We start from the raw sequence: 19,650 nt of genomic DNA on the forward strand, positions 1-19,650 counted from the left end.
TCTCTCCTTCAAATTGAATATCTTTTTTAATCAAACTTACTTGTTAATCAATGTCTTTCCTGTCATTTCTGCTGGTTGTTCAATACCTAATATATCTAACATAGTTGGTGCAAGATCAGCTAAAATTCCACCATCACGCACAGATATTCCTTCCCTTGTTACAATAACCGGTACTGGATTAGTAGTATGCGCGGTCATTGGCTTACCTTCTAACGTCACTACTTCATCCGAATTTCCATGGTCAGCAGTAATGATTACTTCGCCACCTAGTGATATAATTTTATCCACTACTTTTCCTAAACATTCATCAACTGCTTCAATTGCTTTTATCGTTGGTTCCAGCTTTCCTGAATGACCTACCATGTCTGGATTTGCAAAATTTAATATAATTGCATTCAGTTCACCTTTATCCAATTCATTCAACAATGCATCGGTTACTTCATAGGCACTCATTTCAGGTTTTAAATCATAAGTAGCTACTTTTGGTGAATTGATTAAGAGCCTTTTTTCACCTGTAAATTCTTCCTCACGGCCACCACTCATAAAATACGTGACATGAGGGTATTTCTCTGTTTCAGCAATTCTCAATTGCTTTTTACCATTATTCGCAAGAACTTCTCCAATTGTATTCGTTAAATTAATTGTATCAAATGCTACTTTACCATTGATCGTATCACTAAAATTAGTCATTTGAACAAAATTAATCTGATCTAGTCTACGATTTCCGCGGTCAAATCCAGTAAAATCTTCATTGGCAAAGCTATCTGATAGCTGAATTGCACGGTCTGGTCGAAAATTAAAGAATATAATTGAATCTCCGTTTTGAACGGGACCGACTGCTTCTTTGTCCTCATTCATTATAACAGATGGAAGGACAAATTCATCATAGATCTCTTTTTCATAAGAATCATGAACCACCGCTTCAGCATTATTAAATCGTGGACCTTTACCATCCTTAATAGCATCATAAGCTAGCTTAACACGTTGCCAGCGTTTATCCCGGTCCATCGCATAATAACGTCCCGAAACAGTAGCTATTTTGCCTACTCCGATTTCTTCCAGCTTTTTTTCTGTCTGTTCAATATATTCGAGAGCAGTTTGCGGGCCTACATCCCTTCCATCAAGAAAGGCATGTACGAATACTTTTTCTAACCCTTCTCGTTTAGCCAGTTCTAACAGTGCAAACAAATGGTCAATATGACTGTGAACTCCTCCATCTGATAGTAAACCAAATAAATGAAGTGCATTATTTGTATCTTTTGCTTGATGAATAGCTTCAAGAAACGTTTCATTTTTGAAAAACGCTTCAGATTCAATTGCATTATTAATTCTAGTTAAACTTTGAAATACAATTCTTCCTGCACCGATATTCAAATGTCCCACTTCTGAGTTCCCCATTTGTCCTTCAGGCAAGCCTACAGATAGACCACTTACATGAAGCTCGTTATGCGGATACGTATTCCAATACCGATCAAAATTCGGCTTCTTTGCTTGAGCAACAGCATTCCCTTTTTCTTCTGCTCTACACCCGAAGCCGTCTAAAATAATTATTGCGGCTAAATTTGTCATGATGCATTATTCCCTGCTTCCACTAACTTCTTAAATGATTCAGCTTCTAAGCTAGCACCACCTACTAGTGCGCCATCAATATCACTCATTGATAATAATTCTTCAATATTTTCCGGTTTCACACTGCCACCATATTGAATCGTCACTTTATTCGCAACATCTTCTGAAAAATACTTCTTAATTACTTCACGAATATGCGTACACACTTCATTGGCATCTGCACTCGAAGCAGTTTTTCCTGTACCAATTGCCCAAATCGGCTCATAAGCAATGATCGCTTTAGAAACTTGCTCTTCCGTTAAGTCAGATAGGGCTACCTTCACTTGACTTTCAATATGAGTTAATGTTTCGTCCGCTTCACGTTGTTGTAGAGATTCACCAACACAAATAATAGGAATTAAATTATGGGCAAAAGCAGTTAAAACCTTTTTGTTTACTGATTCATTCGTTTCATTAAAATATTGACGTCGTTCCGAGTGCCCAATAATAACATGAGAAACACCAATATCACGTAACATTGGTGCACTTACTTCCCCAGTAAAGGCTCCTTCATTTTCAAAATGCATCGTCTGAGCAGCAATTGAAACTTCTAGACCTTCTGTTTTCTCCACCAAAGATTGTAAATAAACAAACGGAGCACAAACGATCGCTTCCGTATTCGGATTCGTTTTTAAATCATTTAGGGCTTCTATGAATTGTTCCGCTTCCTTTATCGTCTTATGCATTTTCCAGTTTCCTGCAATTATTTTTTTTCGCATCATATCCACTCCTTATAAAATAATAGTAAATTATTTATCGTCAAGCGCATGAATCCCTGGAAGTTCTTTTCCTTCCATGAATTCTAGAGACGCTCCACCACCCGTTGAAATATGATCCATTTTTTCAGCTAAACCAAATTGCTCAACAGCAGCAGCCGAATCTCCTCCACCGATGACTGTATATCCATCTGTATCTGCGAGTGCTTCAGCAACAGCTTTTGTCCCCTGACTAAATGCTTCCATTTCAAAAACACCCATAGGTCCATTCCATACGACTAGTTTTGAGTCCAAAATGACTTTCCTGTATGTTTCGGCTGTTTTAGGACCAATATCTAAACACATCCATCCTTCAGGAATGTCATTAGCTGCAACTGTTTTGCTATTTGCATCTTCTTTAAATGCATCTGCAACAACTGCATCTTCTTGAATATAAAAGTTTACACCTTTTTCTTCTGCTTTTTGAATAAATTCCTGTGCTAGATTAATTTTGTCTTCTTCTAACAATGAATTACCTATCTCATACCCTTTTGCTTTTAAGAAAGTACAAGCAAGTCCACCGCCAATGAGTAAATTATCAACTATATCTAAAAAATTATCTATGACATTTATTTTATCTTTTACTTTTGAACCACCAATAATTGCTGTAAAAGGGCGATCAGGATTTGCCAAAGCCTTCCCTAGTACCTCGATCTCTTTTTCCATTAAAAATCCAGCTGCAGCAGGTAAATATTCAGCTACACCAGCTGTTGAAGCATGAGCACGATGTGAAGTTCCAAACGCATCATTTATGTATATATCTGCCATATTTGCAAAAGCTTTTCCAAGTTCAGGATCATTTTTTTCTTCTCCTTTTTCAAAACGAACATTTTCAAGGAGAAGGACATCGCCTTCTTGTAAAGTAGCAATCGCTTTGTCAACTTCTTCACCGAAAACGGTGTTTGTTTTAGCTACATTTTTTCCTAATAGTTCACTTAATTTCTCAGCAACAGGAGTTAATCGTAGTTCTTCCACTACTTCTCCTTTTGGTCGTCCGAAATGGGAAGCCAAAATAACTTTTGCTCCATGATCCATTAAATACTGAATGGTAGGAAGTGCTGCTTTAATTCGTGTGTCATCTGTAACGACTCCATTTTGCATGGGAACATTAAAATCCACTCGGCAAAATATTTTTTTTCCTTTAACATCGACATCTTTTAACGTTTTTTTGTTCATATGTAAATAACTCCTTTACATTGTTCACGTTGTATCATACCCTTTTCCATTATACGTCACTCTACCCTTTTTACATAATTTTTTCTTGAGATTAACTATCTTCTGCATGTTTGTAAAAAAACTATCAGTTTTCTATAAAAAGAGTATACGATTTAAATGCTTTCTCTAGCGCTATGTATAACAGATAAAACAAAAGGGAGCAGTTACGCCCCCCTTGATCTATTAACTATTACAGTCCTTTTTCTTTTAAAAATTTAGCTAAATCGACACAACGTGCTGAATAGCCCATTTCGTTATCATACCAAGAAACTACTTTTACCATTGAACCTTCTAATACCATAGTAGATTGTGCATCAACAATAGAAGAATGTGGATTACCAACGATATCTGTTGATACAAGTGGTTCTTCAGAATATTCTAGAATGCCTTTCAATTCACCTTCTGCAGCTTCACGGAATGCCTGATTAACTTCTTCTGCAGTAACGTCTTTTTCTAATTCCGCAACTAAATCAACAACTGAACCATCTGGAACAGGTACACGGATCGCCATTCCATTTAATTTACCGTTTAATTCTGGTAATACTTTACCTACAGCTTTCGCAGCACCAGTTGACGTAGGAATAATATTTTCAGCTGCTGCACGTGCACGACGATAATCTGAATGTGGTAAATCTAAAATTTGCTGGTCATTTGTATACGCGTGAACAGTAGTCATTAATCCACGTTTAATACCAAACTTTTCGTTTAATACTTTTGCAAAAGGAGCTAAACAGTTTGTTGTACATGATGCGTTAGAAATAATATGGTGGTTGTCTGCATCATATTGATCTTCATTTACCCCCATAACAACGGTGAAATCATCATCGCTTGCTGGAGCAGAAATAATAACTTTTTTCGCACCTGCTTCTAAATGTTTACTTGCATCTTTTCGGTTTGTGAAACGACCAGTTGATTCAATTACAACTTCAACTCCATGATCTTTCCAACCGATATTTTTTGGATCTCGTTCAGAGAATACATGAATTTTCTTGCCGTCAATAACAATGTCTTCGCCATCTACTTTAACCTCAGCATCCAGTCTGCCATGAACTGAGTCATATTTCAATAAGTGTGCAAGCATATTTGCATCCGTTAAATCGTTAATCGCAACTACCTCAACACCATCATTCTTTAATGCTTGTCTGAACATATTTCTACCAATTCGACCAAACCCATTAATACCTACTTTTACAGTCATTTGACTTCCTCCTTAAAATTTTAAATGTATATATATTTAAAGTAATTGATTCTTAATAATTTCTTTTGCAGCCGCTTCATCTATAATGAGAACATCACTTTTATTTTGTTTCATAAATGAAGCAATTGCCTGTGCTTTAGATGTTCCACCAGCAATCGTCACGACATGATTAATGCCTGCTAAATCTTCTAACTGAATCCCAATCGTCCTCACTTTATGGACGATAGCTCCTTCTTTGTTAAAATAATAACCAAAGGCCTCGCTGACAGCCTTTTCGTCTTTAAGTTTATCTACTACCTCTGGACTCGTTTTTCTTCTTTCAGCCATCGGCAATGCCTCACCAATTCCATGTAATACAATTGTGGCATGTTTTATCAAATTTAATGTTTCCATTATCGATGGTTCTTTAACCATTGATTGATACAATGTTTCACTAAGTGGATCAGGCACATGAAGTAATTTGTATTCTCCACGTTCTGCTTTTGCCATTTGAGCGACAATGGTATTGGCTTGATTCTCTACTTCCTCACCTACACCACCACGCGCTGGTAAGAACAAGCATTCTATACCATCAAAAGGTACCATAGCATCTGCCACTGCAGCCATCGTCGTACCTCCGGTTACAGCGATTGATACATCATTTGTAGCAATTGATTTTAAAAATTGCACGGTAGCTTTTCCTAAGGATCGTTTTACATATGGTTCTTCATCACTATCTCCAGCAACGATTACAATATTTTTTACCCCTGTCTTTTGTTTTAATTCTGTTTCTAAAGAAGCTAATCCTGTTATTTCTCGAATAAAAACATGTAAACGATCAATAATACTCTTTCCTTCTTCTGTTATAAGCATTCCCTTTGTAGTGGATTCAATTAAACCTTGATTTTGTAACAGGGTAATCTCATTGCGAATGTATCGTTCAGGCAAATTCGTATGTTCAACTATTCCCCTTCTGCCAATTGGCTGAAACAAGAAAATAGTATATAAAACGGAATACCTGCTTTGCATCATTTCTAAGAGATCGGGGTAAATTATCTTTTGTAAATGGATTAACTCTTTCATATAAAAGACTCCTTTTTTAGAAAGCGGAAACTTCCCGGGTCAATACCGTCCCATTAATTATTATTTTGTCCCACTTGCTCTAAAAAAATATCATTGTTAAACTAACTAAACTTATCGTATCACACAATGATAATAAAAATCAAATCCTTTTTACATTTTCCTTTAAAGCAGCTTCAATCGTTTCGATCGTCATTTCTTCACATGTTAAAAATGTGTCATTAATCCGTATCGCTGGTATTAATAACTGATACTCCTCTAGCCACTCATCTTTTGTATATATATCACGCTCATCCAACTCAAAAGAATATATATTTTTAAACATCATAATAATGGCATAAGCATCTTCACATAAAGAACAATTTTCTTTCGTATAAAACTCTACTTTCATTTTTGTCACCCTCACCAATTAAGTTAATTTGAACGAATTACGTCTATAAAATGAGCGATTATTTTAGCAGTTAATCCCCATATTACCCTCTCATGATAGAGATAAAATAATTCATCCATCTGTCGAGTACGCCAATCATAATTTTTTCCATCCTGAATTAATTCAAAAGGAAAATTTGCTTCCGGGATTACTTTCAAATTAATTTTGTGAATTTTAGGTTCATTTTCAAGAAAATGAGTAAGAGGAACAGTAAATACTTCTGCAACCTCATCTCTATTTAGGTTAATTTTCTCTAGGCTAGTTATCTCTCCTGCGAACGGATAAATAATTCCTCTATTATTCGTAACAAGATAATCAAGTGGATATACATGCTGTATCATCGAACGATCTATGCCTAATTCTTCAGATGTTTCTCGAAGTGCACATTGCATCTCATTCGCATCTTCTTTATCAACTCGTCCTCCTGGAAAACAAATATCTCCGGGTTGACTACGCATCTGTAAAGATCGTACTTCAAATAGTAAATGAAGTTCATTCTCAATTTTCACAAGTGGTAACAATACAGCATAATTTTTAAACTTTTTTTGATCCATAACAGACGGGACACGATTTTTCAATTTCTCCAAAACATTTTCTGCATTCACTTTATCATCTCCATCAATGATTCATTTCTATTATACAAAGATTCCAAAATAAATGACAAAGATTGTATTCCATATCTTATAATCTAAATTATTATTTAATTTCTGCCATATCTATTGACATTTTTTGAGTTTATGTGACAATTAGTACTGACAATAAAATATTTTCCTTTAAATTAGTCCCGTGAGGCTAACAAGGTGAACGTGAGAAGTGCATATATAATTAATTTATGCGCACTTATTATGGATACGAGTATGTAAAACACCTTGAAAAAGGTGTTTTTTTTATTTTTATGCCATGCCTCGCTTACTCACAAAAGGAAAATTGAAAGAGGAGAGTTATGAATGGCAAAGTATGAAGAGATTCAAGTACATGAAAAACCACCTTTGCAGCAGAGTATTCCATTAGGGATCCAACATCTATTCGCAATGTTTGGTTCAACTGTATTAGTACCAATTTTATTTGGAGTCAATCCTGCAACCATTTTACTAATGAACGGGATCGGCACGATATTATATCTTTTTATTACAAAAGGACAAATTCCGGCTTATTTAGGCTCTAGTTTTGCTTTCATATCGCCTGTATTAGTTGTTTTAGATAAATTTAATGGCAATGATGGTTTCGGCTATGCCCTTGGTGGATTTTTGATGGTCGGAATTGTGTTAACGATCGTCGGGGTTATCGTTAAATTTGCTGGGACAGGCTGGATTGATGTCATCTTCCCACCAGCTGCAATGGGAGCAATTGTTGCAGTTATCGGATTAGAATTAGTTCCGGTTGCAGCGGAAATGGCAGGATGGATTGCACCGGCTGATGCTGGAGATACATGGACGATGGATATCCCATCAGCAACAGTCGCATTACTTACTCTTTTAATTACGATTATATTTTGGGTAACGATGCGTGGATTTTTAAAAATTATTCCAATCTTATTAGGAATCATTTCCGGTTATATTATTGCATTCTTTTTTGGACTGCTTAATTTCGATCTTGTAGATCAAGCAAGCTGGATTACCGTACCCCAACTTTATGCGATGAAATTTGACTGGTCAGCTATTTTTATTATTTTACCAGCAGCACTTGTATTAATTCCTGAACATATTGGGCACTTATTTGTAACAAGTAATATTGTACGTAAAGATTTAATGAAAGAACCTGGATTAGATCGTTCCTTTATCGGAAATGGTGTTTCTACAATTATCTCAAGTTTCTTCGGTTCTACACCCAACACAACGTACGGTGAGAATATCGGAGTACTTGCTATAACACGTGTTTATTCAACTTGGGTCATTGGAATTGCAGCAGTGATGGCAATTATTTTATCATTCATCGGAAAGTTAGCAGCGCTCATCCAATCAATCCCTACACCAGTAATGGGAGGAATTTCTTTACTCCTGTTTGGAATCATTGCGGTTAGTGGCCTTCGCATGCTCGTAGAAGCGAAAGTGGATTACTCGAAATCACAAAACTTAATTTTAACATGTGTTGTTTTAGTGATCGGAATCAGTGGTGCTACCATTAAAATTGGAGAGGTAGCTCTTACTGGGATGGGACTTGCAACAGTGGTCGCAATCATTCTTGGTTTATTCTTTAAATTATTAGACGTATTAAATTTATCCAATGAGTAACTAAATAAACTGGCTGGGACTTAAATAAAACTAGCAACAGAAAAGGCGAACAATAAGTTTGTTTAGCGTAGGAAATATACGTAGACTCCTACAGGAACAGCGCGAGTCCGAAGATCCCTGTAGCGACTCGATACGAGGAGCTACAGAAGCTGAGGCCGTGCCCGTGGAAAGCGAAGTATATTTCCGAAGCTATCATACCTTTAGTATCGTTCATCTTTTCTTTACTAAAAAATAATTTTATCTCAGTCTCTTTTTCATGTTATATTACCGTTCATTTATTCTTCTTTTAGTCCAATCAAAAATCTACAATAAACGATCCTACCATGTTCAATAACTTCTTTATTCCATTTTCCAACCAAATATTTTACAAACTATATGAGCAATGCAAAACAAACCTATTACCCTTATATAGCCATCAATTGATTCTGAAAAACGAATCACAATCAATGGCAAACAAATGATTAATATCATCCCTAATAACATTCTTGCAACTAGAAAAAACGATCGAATAAAACTACCATTATAAGGTGTAGAGTCTATCGGCAAAAGTGAACTATCATTGTCTTGTTCTGGATCATCATCATAGTAATTGTCTTGCTCCTCTTTAACTATTTGAATCATCACCTTCATATAATTAATCCCAAATGCAATCTAATTTATTAGAATAAAAATTAATCGCTTTTCGATAACTTAATATATCTGAATTGGATGTTGTATCTGCTAAACAATTCAATACTATAGACATTGCCTCTGAATAATAACCTAAATTATATAATGTCATGGAATAAAATACGTGTATAGCTTTATTATTAGGAAATAATTTTGTCCCTTTTAATAAAACAGTTCGTGATTTTTCATATTCTCCTAAGGTCCGATATGTACTTCCTAACCCGACAATAGCCTTCTCAAGTTCTTTCTCCGACAATCCTAATCTGATTGCTTTCTCATAAAATGGAACTGCATTCGCTTCTTCCCCCAATACATCATGACTCCAAGCACATTGAAAGTTTAAAAATGCATCATCTGGAAATTCTTTAACTAAAAATGAAAATAATACATTCGATTTTTTAAGCGCACCTTCTTTCCTTAACATTAAGGCTTTTTGAACTAATTCATTTACCATCCACTCACCCGCTCAATACTTTTTTGAATAAACAATAAACTGTTATGGTATTTATCATTTAAACCTTCATTGGATAGCTTTATCCTAAGATTACCATATTTTCTTTATAAATGATCACTTTAAAGATAAATATATTAGTAGGATTCTTCTGTACTATAACAATACTTTTGTTTTTGGTATAATAGAATTATCTTATGAATAAAGATCATATTGGAGGGAATAAAATGAGTGATGTTCTACAACAGTTTAAAGGAATTCCAACTACCGCCATTTCAGATGTATTAAAAGGAATGAATAATATTGATCCGACAATTAAACCACTTAAAGAGGCATATAAAATTGCTGGTCCTGCCTATACGGTAAAACTTCCGGTCGGTGATAATCTGATGCTTCTAAAATCTCTAAAAGAAGCGAAGGCTGGCGATATCCTTGTCGTTGATGTTAAAGGGGATACATATCGAGCTATTGCTGGAGATTTCGTCGTCGGTATGATGAAAACTTTGGAAATTGGCGGCCTTGTCGTTGATGGAGTAATTCGAGACCTGTTGGATATTAAGGCATTAAATTTCCCAGTGTTCTCTAAAGGAACGACTGTCTCATCAGGAGGGAAAACAGGACCCGGCGAAACGAATATACCTATTTCATGTGGTGGGGTATCCGTTCATCCAGGTGATATAATAGTTGGTGATGTAGACGGTGTTGTTTGTATACCACGTGATAGAGCTGAAGAAGTATTACAAGGTGCGAAAGACAAAATGGCTGCCGATGAACAACGTGAAACAAAAATCAGTGGTAATAAAGACACAATTTATGACTATATTGATGGAATGATTGAGAAAAGTAAATAAGCATGCATAAAGGGGCTTTGATGAAAGTCCCTTGTCATTCTTTTCATGATTGAATAAAAGTATACGAATCATAAAAATGTATAAATGGAGTTTCAAAAACCATTTATTAAAAGAGGTGATTATTAACACCTCCCTTATTTGGCCACTAAAGAATAATAGCATAAAAATTTGTTCTGTAGTTTAATAGAAATTACTTCGATCATGGAACTTTTCCCAACCAAACGATCTGCCTTTATTTTTAATCAAAAATTTTTCCAGGGTTTAAAATATTATCAGGATCTAGTAGTTGTTTAAAACTTTTCATTACTTCAGCCGCTTCCCCATGTTCCAACCGCTGATATTTCATCTTACCAAGTCCTACACCATGTTCACCTGTACATGTCCCACCAACTTCAATAGCCTTTAAAACGAGCTCATCATTCATCCGTTCAGCCCGTTCCCTTTCCTCTTCATTTTCCGCATCAAACAAAGACAAGGTATGAAAATTTCCGTCTCCAACATGGCCTAAAATTCCGCCTTCTAATCCACTATTTTCTAATAATTCCCTTGCAAAATGGACAAGGTCTGGCAATTTTGATATCGGTACACAAATATCCGTACCAAAGAAACGTTTTCCTTTTTGATGTCTGAACGCATATGCCATTTGATGTCGAGCTTTCCAAATCTCGTTTCTAGCTTGAGTTGTAGTAGCCTCATCCCAATGTTCGCTATTTAAATCTTCCATTAATTCTTTTACTAAGATAGCTTGGGCTTCTACTGCTGCTTTTGCACCAGCAAATTCAAAAAACAATGAGTGGGCGATCGGAAAATGATAATCTCCAAATTCATTCACCTGTTTTATACTCGAGGCATCAACAAGTTCCATTCGCATAACCGGAATATCGCTTGCAAGGACAGTGTAAGCTGCTTCAGCACATTGTTCTAAGGACGGAAAAGTACATCTGGAAGCGATAATATGTTCAGGTATTCCATGTAACTTGAGCGTAATTTTAGTAATGATCCCTAAAGTCCCTTCCGAACCAGTAAATAGTCCAGTCAAATTATATCCAGAGGAAGATTTTTTAGCTCGAGTTCCTGTATGAATAACACGACCATCTGCCAACACAATTTCCAAGTCTAATAGTTGATCACGCATGGAACCATATCTAACCGCAGTAGTCCCACTCGCGTTCGTTGCAACCATCCCACCTATTGTTGCATCGGCACCTGGATCAATTGGAAATTGAAGACCAAATCGATTTATATGTTCATTTAATTGGAGTCTTGTGATACCCGGCTCTACCGTTATCATCATATCTTCTGGTGAAAAATCGATCACTCTATTCATTCGTTCGAAATTTATCGTAATTCCTTTCTTTACTGGTATTACTTGACCCTCTAAACCAGATCCCGCACCATAGGCGGTGACAGGTACCCGATTTTTTTGGGCTACTTCCATTATATTTTTGACATCATTCATTGACTCGGGAAAACAAACAACGTCAGGAGTTATAGATGGATGAGCGGATTCATCATGACTATGACGAAATAACTCAGTTTCTGTTACACTTATCTGCCCATCTTCAAGTTTTGTTTTTAACAGTTTTTCGATATCCATTACATACCTCCAGAAACTAGGTTTTCTCTTCTTATAAGATAAGTTTATCATGATCTAACTTGGATCACATTAAAATTTCAAAACTTATTCCATTATGTTCTAAGTAAATGGAGTATCGATATAAAAAGAGAGATCCAGTAAGTATAATTAAAAGTCACGAAACTTCTTTATAGCATTTATAACATTTAACTCTAATTTAATGTATGACATTATAAGAATAAATAATAAAGGACAGATGGGCAGTTTAATTTATGCTATATCTGTCCCTTTTTTTGTTCTACAAATGACCACTTTTACTACTACACAAAATATTGTTGTTTACTAACACGCCAATTATTGTAATTACATACTACAATCCTTTCGGTTTCCCACTTATTAAAATTCAATGTTTTTAAAGAGTCTTGCTCCGGTTTTAACGGTAATATTTAAATATTAGTTTCTAAATTTATTTTGAGAACGATTAGGCTTTTTAATGGAGTAAGAAAATGTGCCCCTGTAGAACAATGGAGCTTAGCTGAGTATAATGAGAAGGCTAATGATTTATTAAATAAACTTGTAAAGGAGAATGAAGACGGGATAGAATTATTAATTAAGTAATGGCCCTTGCCTTCATCAATCTGAGACGATTACTTAACATGCGTTGCGTCTATATTGCTCAATAGGTCCATTTTGTGGAACAGAACGGATTGCTTGTTTAACAAAATTCAATTCCTGCCATTGTAAAAAATTTGGACAGTGAAGGGAGACGATAAAGATAGGTCTGTTTATTGTACTAGTTATGTTTGCTTTTCCAGTGGTTTCAATTTTGATTGGAATAATCGGATACTTTATCTTTAAAAATATTTATTTAGCGCCAATTTTGGTAGCGACAATTTCTGTTATAGCAAACTTAACGATACTACATTCGCTTCTTTGGTTTTGGTTAATATTGTACACATTACTTGCACTGTTGGCGGGCTTGTGCGTCAAACTGCTATTTGCGTTAAAATCTTCAAACAAGTAATCAAGGCTTTTATAACATATTCATTAAACGGGTCTATTTAATAGATTAGATACTTCTTTTACATTTAGGGCCAAAAAGTAAAAGGAGGTTGGGACATAACCTAGAAATAGTTATTGAAACACGAATGATTACGTTTATAATAGTCGCTACAGAAATATACTCCGCCTTCACCACTGGCATAAGAGCGACATCTATTCAAGCCGTACTACCCACTGCTCGCTGATAAGCCGCCTGCCCCGGCAAGGGGTATGCAGACGTTGCCCGCAAAGGGCGGGTTTTAGTCTGTAATCTTTCGATATTTGTCGCCTTTTTAGTGTCTCGAGGCTTTTCTGGAGCTGCAAAAAAACATATTTTAGAAATTAATTTCCCGACTTTAATAACTAAAATTGAATGAAAAACGACATTCATTCCCCACTTTCATTCGGAATTTTGCACGGATTTTGGGAATGGATTTGCTTATGTTAGAAAATAGTGGACTTTTTCAGTGGTCTTCTGGCAGGAGTCTTTTGTTTATTTCTTTCGCTAACTTGTTGTTCGTGTTTCATGTTTACTATTTTATTTTGTCCCAACCTCAATTGATTATTATTTAATGTATGAGATTAAAGGCAAGTAATTTTTCAAGAATCTCAAAATACAGTTACTTGCCCTTAACTTTCAGAGTAAATCTCTCTTTCTTTTAATCTTATACAGTTTTAGGAACTAAATTAAAGCATCTCTTATAAATCCACTCATAATCTTTAACTGTTAGATCACGAGGATTTCCAACCGTTTGTGGATCGTTCATTGCTTCTTTCGCTAATCTTTCAATCATATCAGGAGAAACACCTTGCTCCTCAAGACTAGGGATATCTAAATCTTCTACTAGTTGATAGACTTCATTCACTGCAGCTTTTGCCGCTTCTTCTGTAGTCATTCCAAATGTATTTATACCTAACGCTTCAGCAATTCGAGCAAATTTTGTCGGATGCCCTTTCCAGTTATATTCCATTACTGGTCCCATCATTGCAGCAACACACTGACCATGAGCTACAGGGATAATTCCTCCAAGTGTTTGTGACATAGCATGGGCAGCCCCTGCTGATTCACTGCCATATGAAAGGCCTGCTAGCATTGCAGCTTGTGCCATTCCATAGCGAGCTTCAACGTCACCACCATCTGCATAGGCACGACGGATGTATTTTGCCACATATTCAATAGCAAGTAGAGCTACTGCATCTGTAATTGGTTGAGCGTAATGCATTGTATAACATTCTATTGCATGAGCAAGCGCATCAACTCCGGTCATTGCTGTTACATGCGGTGGCATCGAAATATGCAATTCCGGATCAATAATTGTTAGATGTGCAGCAATTAATGGTCCCCCGGTATTAAATTTATATTCTCGCTCTTCATCTGTAATAACGGCCCATTGTGTCACTTCAGATCCTGTTCCTGCTGTTGTAGGAATTGTAGTTAATGGTGGAATCCGATGCTCAAGAGGCTTTTTCCCTTCAGCAGCCTCGTACTCCAATACGGATGCATTGTGTGCGATCTCAACACCAATAGCTTTTGCTGTATCCATAGAGCTGCCTCCACCAACAGCGACAAGTCCATCACACCCTGCTTCTCTATATAATGCCGAACCTTCTGCAACAGAACGTACCGGTGGATTTGGTTCAACTTTATTAAAGAGCACTACTTCAATCCCGGCTTCTTTTAAAGAATCCTCTACAGGTTTTGTGACTCCTGCATTATAAATTCCCGGATCTGTCACGAGCAATGCTTTTGTTACTCCTAAGTTTTTCACTTCTTCGCCAATATGCTTTATTGCCCCAATTCCATGTTTGATTGCAGTAGGAACCTCAAACTGCTGAAATGTATACATATGTTCAACTTTCATATTTAGGCCCATTTTTTATTCCTCCCATTTTCACTATTACTTTCCAAACCAATTGATTGCTTCAGGTTGCAAATTATGAAATATATGTTTTTGTTCTTGGTATTCTTCGAGACCAGTTTGTCCTAATTCACGGCCGAAGCCCGATTGCTTATATCCACCCCATGGTGCATGCGGGAAATAAATATTAAAATCATTTATCCAGACGGTACCCATACGCATTTTTGAGACACAACGTTCTGCTTTTGCTAGATCATTCGTCCAAACACCGCCAGATAGACCATAAATGGAATCATTGGCCAATGTTACGGCTTCTTCTTCTGTCGCGAATTTTTCAATTGTAATGACAGGGCCGAATCCTTCATTTTGTACGACCGACATCTCAGTCGTGCATTCTGTTAGTATAGTAGGTAAGTAGAAAAAACCGTCTTTTAATGATTCATCATTTGGCTGTTTCGCCCCTGTTACAACAACGGCCCCTTCCTCAATTCCTTTTTCAACATACTGAATTACTTTATGTAAATGCTCTTCTGAAATTAATGGTCCCATTTCAGTTCCTTCATCAAATCCATTACCGAGTTTGATTTTATTGACTCGTTTTACAAGTGCCTCTACAAATTCATCATGGATGCTATCTTCTACAATAATTCTTGTTCCTGCCGAACAGATTTGTCCTGCATGGAAAAATACAGCATTCATTGCTTGATCAACAGCTATATCAAAGTCGGCATCTGCAAAAATAATATTGGGATTTTTACCGCCAAGCTCAAGAGCTACTTTCTTCACATTTTTACTCGCTGCTTGCATTATTTTTTTCCCGGTCTCTAGACCACCTGTAAATGACACAAGATCAACCAAGACATTCTCTGATAGTTCTGTTCCTACCGTATTTCCTGGTCCAAGTACTAGGTTAGCAACTCCGTCTGGCACACCGGCCTCTTCCATTAATTCAAAGGCTTTTATTGTTGTAAGAGGCGTGATCTCACTCGGCTTCATTATTAATGTGTTTCCGGCAACAAGTGCGGGAGCAAGTTTCCAAGATGCCTGCAATAGCGGATAATTCCATGGTGTAATTTGAGCACAAACACCAACAGGTTCGTACACTACTCTACTGATAGAATTTTGAATCGGAGAATCGATCATTACTCCAGCATTTTTATCTGCAATATCTGCATAATATCTGAAAACCCCAGCAATATCTTCCATATCCCAGAGACTTTCTTCCAATGTCTTACCTGTATCCAATGATTCCAATGTTGCGAGTTCTTCTTGGTCACGTTCAATTAAATCTGCAATTTTTCGAACGATTGCCCCACGTTCTGCCGTACTTAAAGTTGGCCAAATTCCATCATCAAACGCTTTTCTAGCTGCTTCAATTGCTAGCTTTGCATCTGCTTTGCCACTTTCTGTAACCTTGGCAATCACCTCTCTATTAAAAGGGTTAATAATCTCTCTCGTTTGCTCAGATTGTGCGTAGAGCCATTTACCATCGATCAATTGTTTTTTGATGTTCAAATGATTCCTCTCCCATACTGCTAATTTATTCAGTTAAGTTTGTTAAGAAAAAATTTAACGTTCTGAACAAAATAAATTTAACATATAAAAAAATTAAAGTCAAAAGAGATAAATAATTCATTTGACATCTTTCTTATATGAGGTAAGATTAAACATGTTAAGAAAAAATTTAATTTACTAAACGATCAATTGAGGTGTACAAATGAACCTTTCACATAATGATGAAGCAATAATGACTATTGAAGAAGCTGAAAATATAATCATCAGCGCGATTTCAGAAACGATGGATCTTTATGGTGTGACTCCTTCAACAGGTCAATTATATGCCACGATGTATTTTAAAGAACAAATGACGCTAGATGAAATGCGTGATGAACTAGGTATGAGTAAACCGAGTATGAGTACAGGTGTAAGAAAACTACAGGAAATTGAAATGGTAAAAAAAGTATTTCAGCGCGGAACTCGAAAACATTTATATGTAGCTGAAAAAGATTTTTTTAATTCATTTATTTCTTATTTCTGTCAAATGTGGGAACGTGAGTCCAACACAAATATGGCGGCTATCCAACAAGCTCAACTATTATTAAACCAAGTTATCGAAGATCAAACGATTTCTACGATTATTCGAGAAGACGCTGAAAAAAAAGCACGTCTGCTTGAGGATTCTAAAAAATATTATCGTTGGCTTAAACGACTTGTAAAAAGTATTCGCAGTGGTGAAATCTATGAGTTCTTACCTAAAGATTCAGAAGTTGATAACTAATTGGAGGATGTTATGAGATTTTTATCTGTCAAAAAAAACATTACCATTTTTCTAACTATTATGTTACTAGCTGTACTTACAGCATGTGGAGACAGCGGTGACAAAGCAGAAAGCAGCAGTTCAGATTCAGAGACGATTGAAATGGGACAAATCAATTGGGCGGAAAATATCGCTGTGACCAATATGTGGAAAGTAATTTTAGAAGAAAAAGGTTATGAAGTTAACTTCCATTTATTAGATATGGGAACAATTATGGCAGCGCTAGCAAATGATGAATTAGATGTTGGACTAGAAGTATGGTTACCTGTACAGGATGCAAATTATCTTGAACAGTATAAAGATGAGGTACATTTTTCTGAAGAGACATGGTATGATCAAGCAAAAGTCGGACTAGTTGTTCCTGAATATGTAGATGAAGTAGACAGTATAGAGGATCTTAATGAAAACAGCAATTTATTTGAAAGTGTAATTGTTGGATTCGATCCAGGAGCAGGAACAATGGAAGTAACCGAAGATCTGCTAGTCGAATATGACTTAGATTATGAATTGCTCCCTAGTTCTGAGCCTGCAATGATTACAGAAATTAAAGAAGCAATTGAAAAACAGGAACCAATTGTAGCACCGTTATGGAGTCCTCATCGTATTTTTTCAGAGGTAGATTTAAAATATTTAGATGATCCAAAATTAGTGTACGGTGGTGCTGAAAAAATTCACCATGCTACACGGATCGGTTTTGAAGAAGATTTTACTGAAGTTGATCAATGGTTTAAAAACTGGAAAATGGATGATGACCAAATCGGAACATTAATGAGTTATGTAGCAGATGCCGAGAACCCACTTGATGGCGCAAAACAATGGGTAGAAGAAAATGAAGATATTATTGCTGAATGGCTAAATTAAAATAATGGAGAAGCAGTCGAGTACTTATAGACTGCTTTTTTTCCTGTTATTTTATAATAGAATTTATTAGATGGTTTAAACACTACTTAACAAGGCAAAATAGTAAAAGATATTCAAATTTTTCTACTCAGTATCATTTCTAGGAGGCTGTTCAATGGTGTTGCGACAACCGATCCGCATTTACAAAAAGCTCTTGTCGTCGAAGAAAAGAAACATCGCGTCGCTAACTATATCACCACATTACGAAAAGGTCTATTTCGTGTATCAGCTGCTGCAGGATTAAGTTCACCCGTACATTTTGAACCGAAACATATTATGTATAAAGATGATCTTGGAGTCGTTCATCCTTTAGAAAAAATATTAGCCGATATTCATAGCCAAATAGGTACTGAAGAAAAATACTGATGATTTAATTCATTCGTATTTTTTATTTTGCCTGCAAAATCTCATTCTTGCAATCCCCTACTCATCAATGTATAGTAATTTTATAGGTTTAATTTACTTGAAAGTGTGGAGAAGTTTCGTGATTCAATTAAAAAATGTTTCAAAAATATATAAACGAAATGGTACCGAAACAGAAGCATTAAGCAATGTTAGTTTACAAGTTAATAAAGGGGATATCTTTGGAGTAATCGGTTTTAGCGGTGCTGGAAAAAGTACATTAATTCGGGTTGTTAATTTCTTAGAAAAACCAACTGCCGGGGAAGTTTTTATTGATGGGAATGATTTAAACACGTATCCAATGAGTGAATTACGAGTTCTCAGAAAAAACATTGGGATGATTTTTCAACATTTCAATCTACTAAACTCCAAAACAATTTATCAAAATATCGCAATTCCTCTGATTCTAGCTAAGGAAAATAAGAAAGTCATTAAGGAACGTGTAATGGAACTTCTTCGGTTCGTAGGGTTAGAGGATAAAGCTGATAGTTATCCGAATGAACTTTCAGGTGGACAGAAACAGCGGATAGGGATTGCAAGGGCTTTAGCTACAAATCCCTCTATTCTTTTATGTGATGAAGCGACATCTGCTCTTGATCCACAAACAACCAATTCGATCTTACAGTTACTGCAGAAGATAAATGAAGAATATAATATAACAATTATGATCATTACTCATGAGATGAGCATTATACAAAAAATATGTAATCGAGTTGCTGTCATGGAAAATGGCAAAGTAATCGAAGAAGGAAATGTCTTGGATGTGTTTGGAAATCCTAAGCATGCTTCGACTAAAAACTTTGTACGAACAATCATTCAAGATGAACTTCCTGAAACTATCCGACAAAAAATACCAGAGATTCCTGGAAGCAAATTATTTAAAATTGACTTTACAGATAAGACAAATACAGTGATCAATGATTTAATTCTGAAGTTTGGTGTGAGAGTGAATATCATTTATGCAACTATGAATGAAATTAAAGACGATACAGTCGGCCATATGATTATCCAATTAGCCGGCAATTCTATTAATGAAGCTATATCATTTTTACAATCAATGGACATTAACGCGAAGGAGTTGGTATAAA

At 35.9% G+C, this 19,650-nt stretch carries 19 protein-coding genes; 7 read left to right on the forward strand and 12 right to left on the reverse strand.

Annotation, left to right across the window (positions count from 1 at the left end; translation table 11 throughout):
* Positions 1 to 36: 36 nt before the first annotated feature.
* From gpmI to SPD48_RS07780, 7 genes are all read right to left on the reverse strand, one after another.
* Positions 37 to 1,569: a 2,3-bisphosphoglycerate-independent phosphoglycerate mutase gene (gpmI, locus tag SPD48_RS07750; RefSeq protein WP_336257519.1), complete on the reverse strand. Its 1,533-nt coding sequence runs from the start codon at positions 1,567 to 1,569 to the stop codon at positions 37 to 39.
* Positions 1,566 to 2,327, reverse strand: coding sequence for a triose-phosphate isomerase (tpiA, locus tag SPD48_RS07755; protein WP_336257520.1), 762 nt, complete (start codon positions 2,325 to 2,327; stop codon positions 1,566 to 1,568). The genes gpmI and tpiA overlap by 4 nt, the downstream gene beginning before the upstream one ends.
* Before the next feature lie 30 nt (positions 2,328 to 2,357).
* Positions 2,358 to 3,539, reverse strand: a complete 1,182-nt coding sequence (locus tag SPD48_RS07760) for a phosphoglycerate kinase (protein ID WP_336257521.1) — start codon at positions 3,537 to 3,539, stop codon at positions 2,358 to 2,360.
* A gap of 229 nt (positions 3,540 to 3,768) precedes the next feature.
* Positions 3,769 to 4,776 (reverse strand): type I glyceraldehyde-3-phosphate dehydrogenase, encoded by a 1,008-nt coding sequence (gene gap, locus SPD48_RS07765; protein WP_336257522.1) that lies wholly within the window; start codon positions 4,774 to 4,776, stop codon positions 3,769 to 3,771.
* A 36-nt stretch (positions 4,777 to 4,812) separates the two neighbouring features.
* The gene (locus tag SPD48_RS07770; protein ID WP_336257523.1) at positions 4,813 to 5,838 is read right to left on the reverse strand and encodes a sugar-binding transcriptional regulator; all 1,026 of its coding nucleotides are present in this window, start codon (positions 5,836 to 5,838) and stop codon (positions 4,813 to 4,815) included.
* A gap of 139 nt (positions 5,839 to 5,977) precedes the next feature.
* Entirely contained in the window at positions 5,978 to 6,226 is a 249-nt protein-coding gene (locus tag SPD48_RS07775) for a glutaredoxin family protein (RefSeq protein WP_336257524.1), read from the reverse strand.
* A 23-nt stretch (positions 6,227 to 6,249) separates the two neighbouring features.
* Positions 6,250 to 6,870 (reverse strand): NUDIX hydrolase, encoded by a 621-nt coding sequence (locus tag SPD48_RS07780; RefSeq protein ID WP_336257525.1) that lies wholly within the window; start codon positions 6,868 to 6,870, stop codon positions 6,250 to 6,252.
* A 342-nt stretch (positions 6,871 to 7,212) separates the two neighbouring features.
* Between SPD48_RS07780 and uraA the strand changes: the two genes are divergently transcribed.
* Complete coding sequence (uraA, locus tag SPD48_RS07785) at positions 7,213 to 8,496, forward strand: uracil permease (RefSeq protein WP_336257526.1); 1,284 nt, start codon at positions 7,213 to 7,215, stop codon at positions 8,494 to 8,496.
* 339 nt (positions 8,497 to 8,835) lie between these two features.
* Here uraA and SPD48_RS07790 read toward each other — a convergent pair whose 3' ends face one another.
* Complete coding sequence (locus SPD48_RS07790) at positions 8,836 to 9,126, reverse strand: hypothetical protein (protein WP_336257527.1); 291 nt, start codon at positions 9,124 to 9,126, stop codon at positions 8,836 to 8,838.
* 4 nt (positions 9,127 to 9,130) lie between these two features.
* Positions 9,131 to 9,619 carry a tetratricopeptide repeat protein gene (locus tag SPD48_RS07795; protein WP_336257528.1) on the reverse strand — a complete coding sequence of 163 codons (489 nt, stop codon included), beginning with the start codon at positions 9,617 to 9,619 and terminating at the stop codon, positions 9,131 to 9,133.
* A 224-nt stretch (positions 9,620 to 9,843) separates the two neighbouring features.
* On the opposite strand from SPD48_RS07795, the gene SPD48_RS07800 reads away from it, so the two are divergent.
* On the forward strand, positions 9,844 to 10,467 hold the full coding sequence (locus tag SPD48_RS07800) for an RraA family protein (protein WP_336257529.1): 624 nt from the start codon (positions 9,844 to 9,846) through the stop codon (positions 10,465 to 10,467).
* Positions 10,468 to 10,705: 238 nt separating this feature from the next.
* Here SPD48_RS07800 and SPD48_RS07805 read toward each other — a convergent pair whose 3' ends face one another.
* A complete protein-coding gene (locus SPD48_RS07805) occupies positions 10,706 to 12,064 on the reverse strand; it encodes an FAD-binding oxidoreductase (RefSeq protein ID WP_336257530.1) in 1,359 nt (452 codons plus the stop codon).
* A gap of 778 nt (positions 12,065 to 12,842) precedes the next feature.
* Between SPD48_RS07805 and SPD48_RS19935 the strand changes: the two genes are divergently transcribed.
* A complete protein-coding gene (locus tag SPD48_RS19935) occupies positions 12,843 to 13,067 on the forward strand; it encodes a DUF2651 family protein (protein WP_442962128.1) in 225 nt (74 codons plus the stop codon).
* A gap of 682 nt (positions 13,068 to 13,749) precedes the next feature.
* Here SPD48_RS19935 and SPD48_RS07810 read toward each other — a convergent pair.
* Positions 13,750 to 14,958, reverse strand: a complete 1,209-nt coding sequence (locus SPD48_RS07810) for an iron-containing alcohol dehydrogenase (protein WP_336257531.1) — start codon at positions 14,956 to 14,958, stop codon at positions 13,750 to 13,752.
* A 24-nt stretch (positions 14,959 to 14,982) separates the two neighbouring features.
* Positions 14,983 to 16,458 carry a betaine-aldehyde dehydrogenase gene (betB, locus tag SPD48_RS07815; RefSeq protein ID WP_336257532.1) on the reverse strand — a complete coding sequence of 492 codons (1,476 nt, stop codon included), beginning with the start codon at positions 16,456 to 16,458 and terminating at the stop codon, positions 14,983 to 14,985.
* A 202-nt stretch (positions 16,459 to 16,660) separates the two neighbouring features.
* On the opposite strand from betB, the gene cudC reads away from it, so the two are divergent.
* From cudC to SPD48_RS07835, 4 genes are all read left to right on the forward strand, one after another.
* Positions 16,661 to 17,221 carry a choline uptake/conversion transcriptional regulator CudC gene (cudC, locus tag SPD48_RS07820; RefSeq protein WP_336257533.1) on the forward strand — a complete coding sequence of 187 codons (561 nt, stop codon included), beginning with the start codon at positions 16,661 to 16,663 and terminating at the stop codon, positions 17,219 to 17,221.
* A gap of 12 nt (positions 17,222 to 17,233) precedes the next feature.
* Complete coding sequence (locus tag SPD48_RS07825) at positions 17,234 to 18,121, forward strand: glycine betaine ABC transporter substrate-binding protein (RefSeq protein WP_336257534.1); 888 nt, start codon at positions 17,234 to 17,236, stop codon at positions 18,119 to 18,121.
* 147 nt (positions 18,122 to 18,268) lie between these two features.
* Entirely contained in the window at positions 18,269 to 18,526 is a 258-nt protein-coding gene (locus SPD48_RS07830) for a glutamate synthase-related protein (RefSeq protein WP_442962133.1), read from the forward strand.
* A gap of 118 nt (positions 18,527 to 18,644) precedes the next feature.
* Positions 18,645 to 19,649 carry a methionine ABC transporter ATP-binding protein gene (locus tag SPD48_RS07835; protein ID WP_336257535.1) on the forward strand — a complete coding sequence of 335 codons (1,005 nt, stop codon included), beginning with the start codon at positions 18,645 to 18,647 and terminating at the stop codon, positions 19,647 to 19,649.
* Position 19,650: the final 1 nt, after the last annotated feature.

This window comes from Pseudogracilibacillus sp. SE30717A (genome assembly GCF_037071985.1).
GTDB lineage: Bacteria > Bacillota > Bacilli > Bacillales > Amphibacillaceae > Pseudogracilibacillus.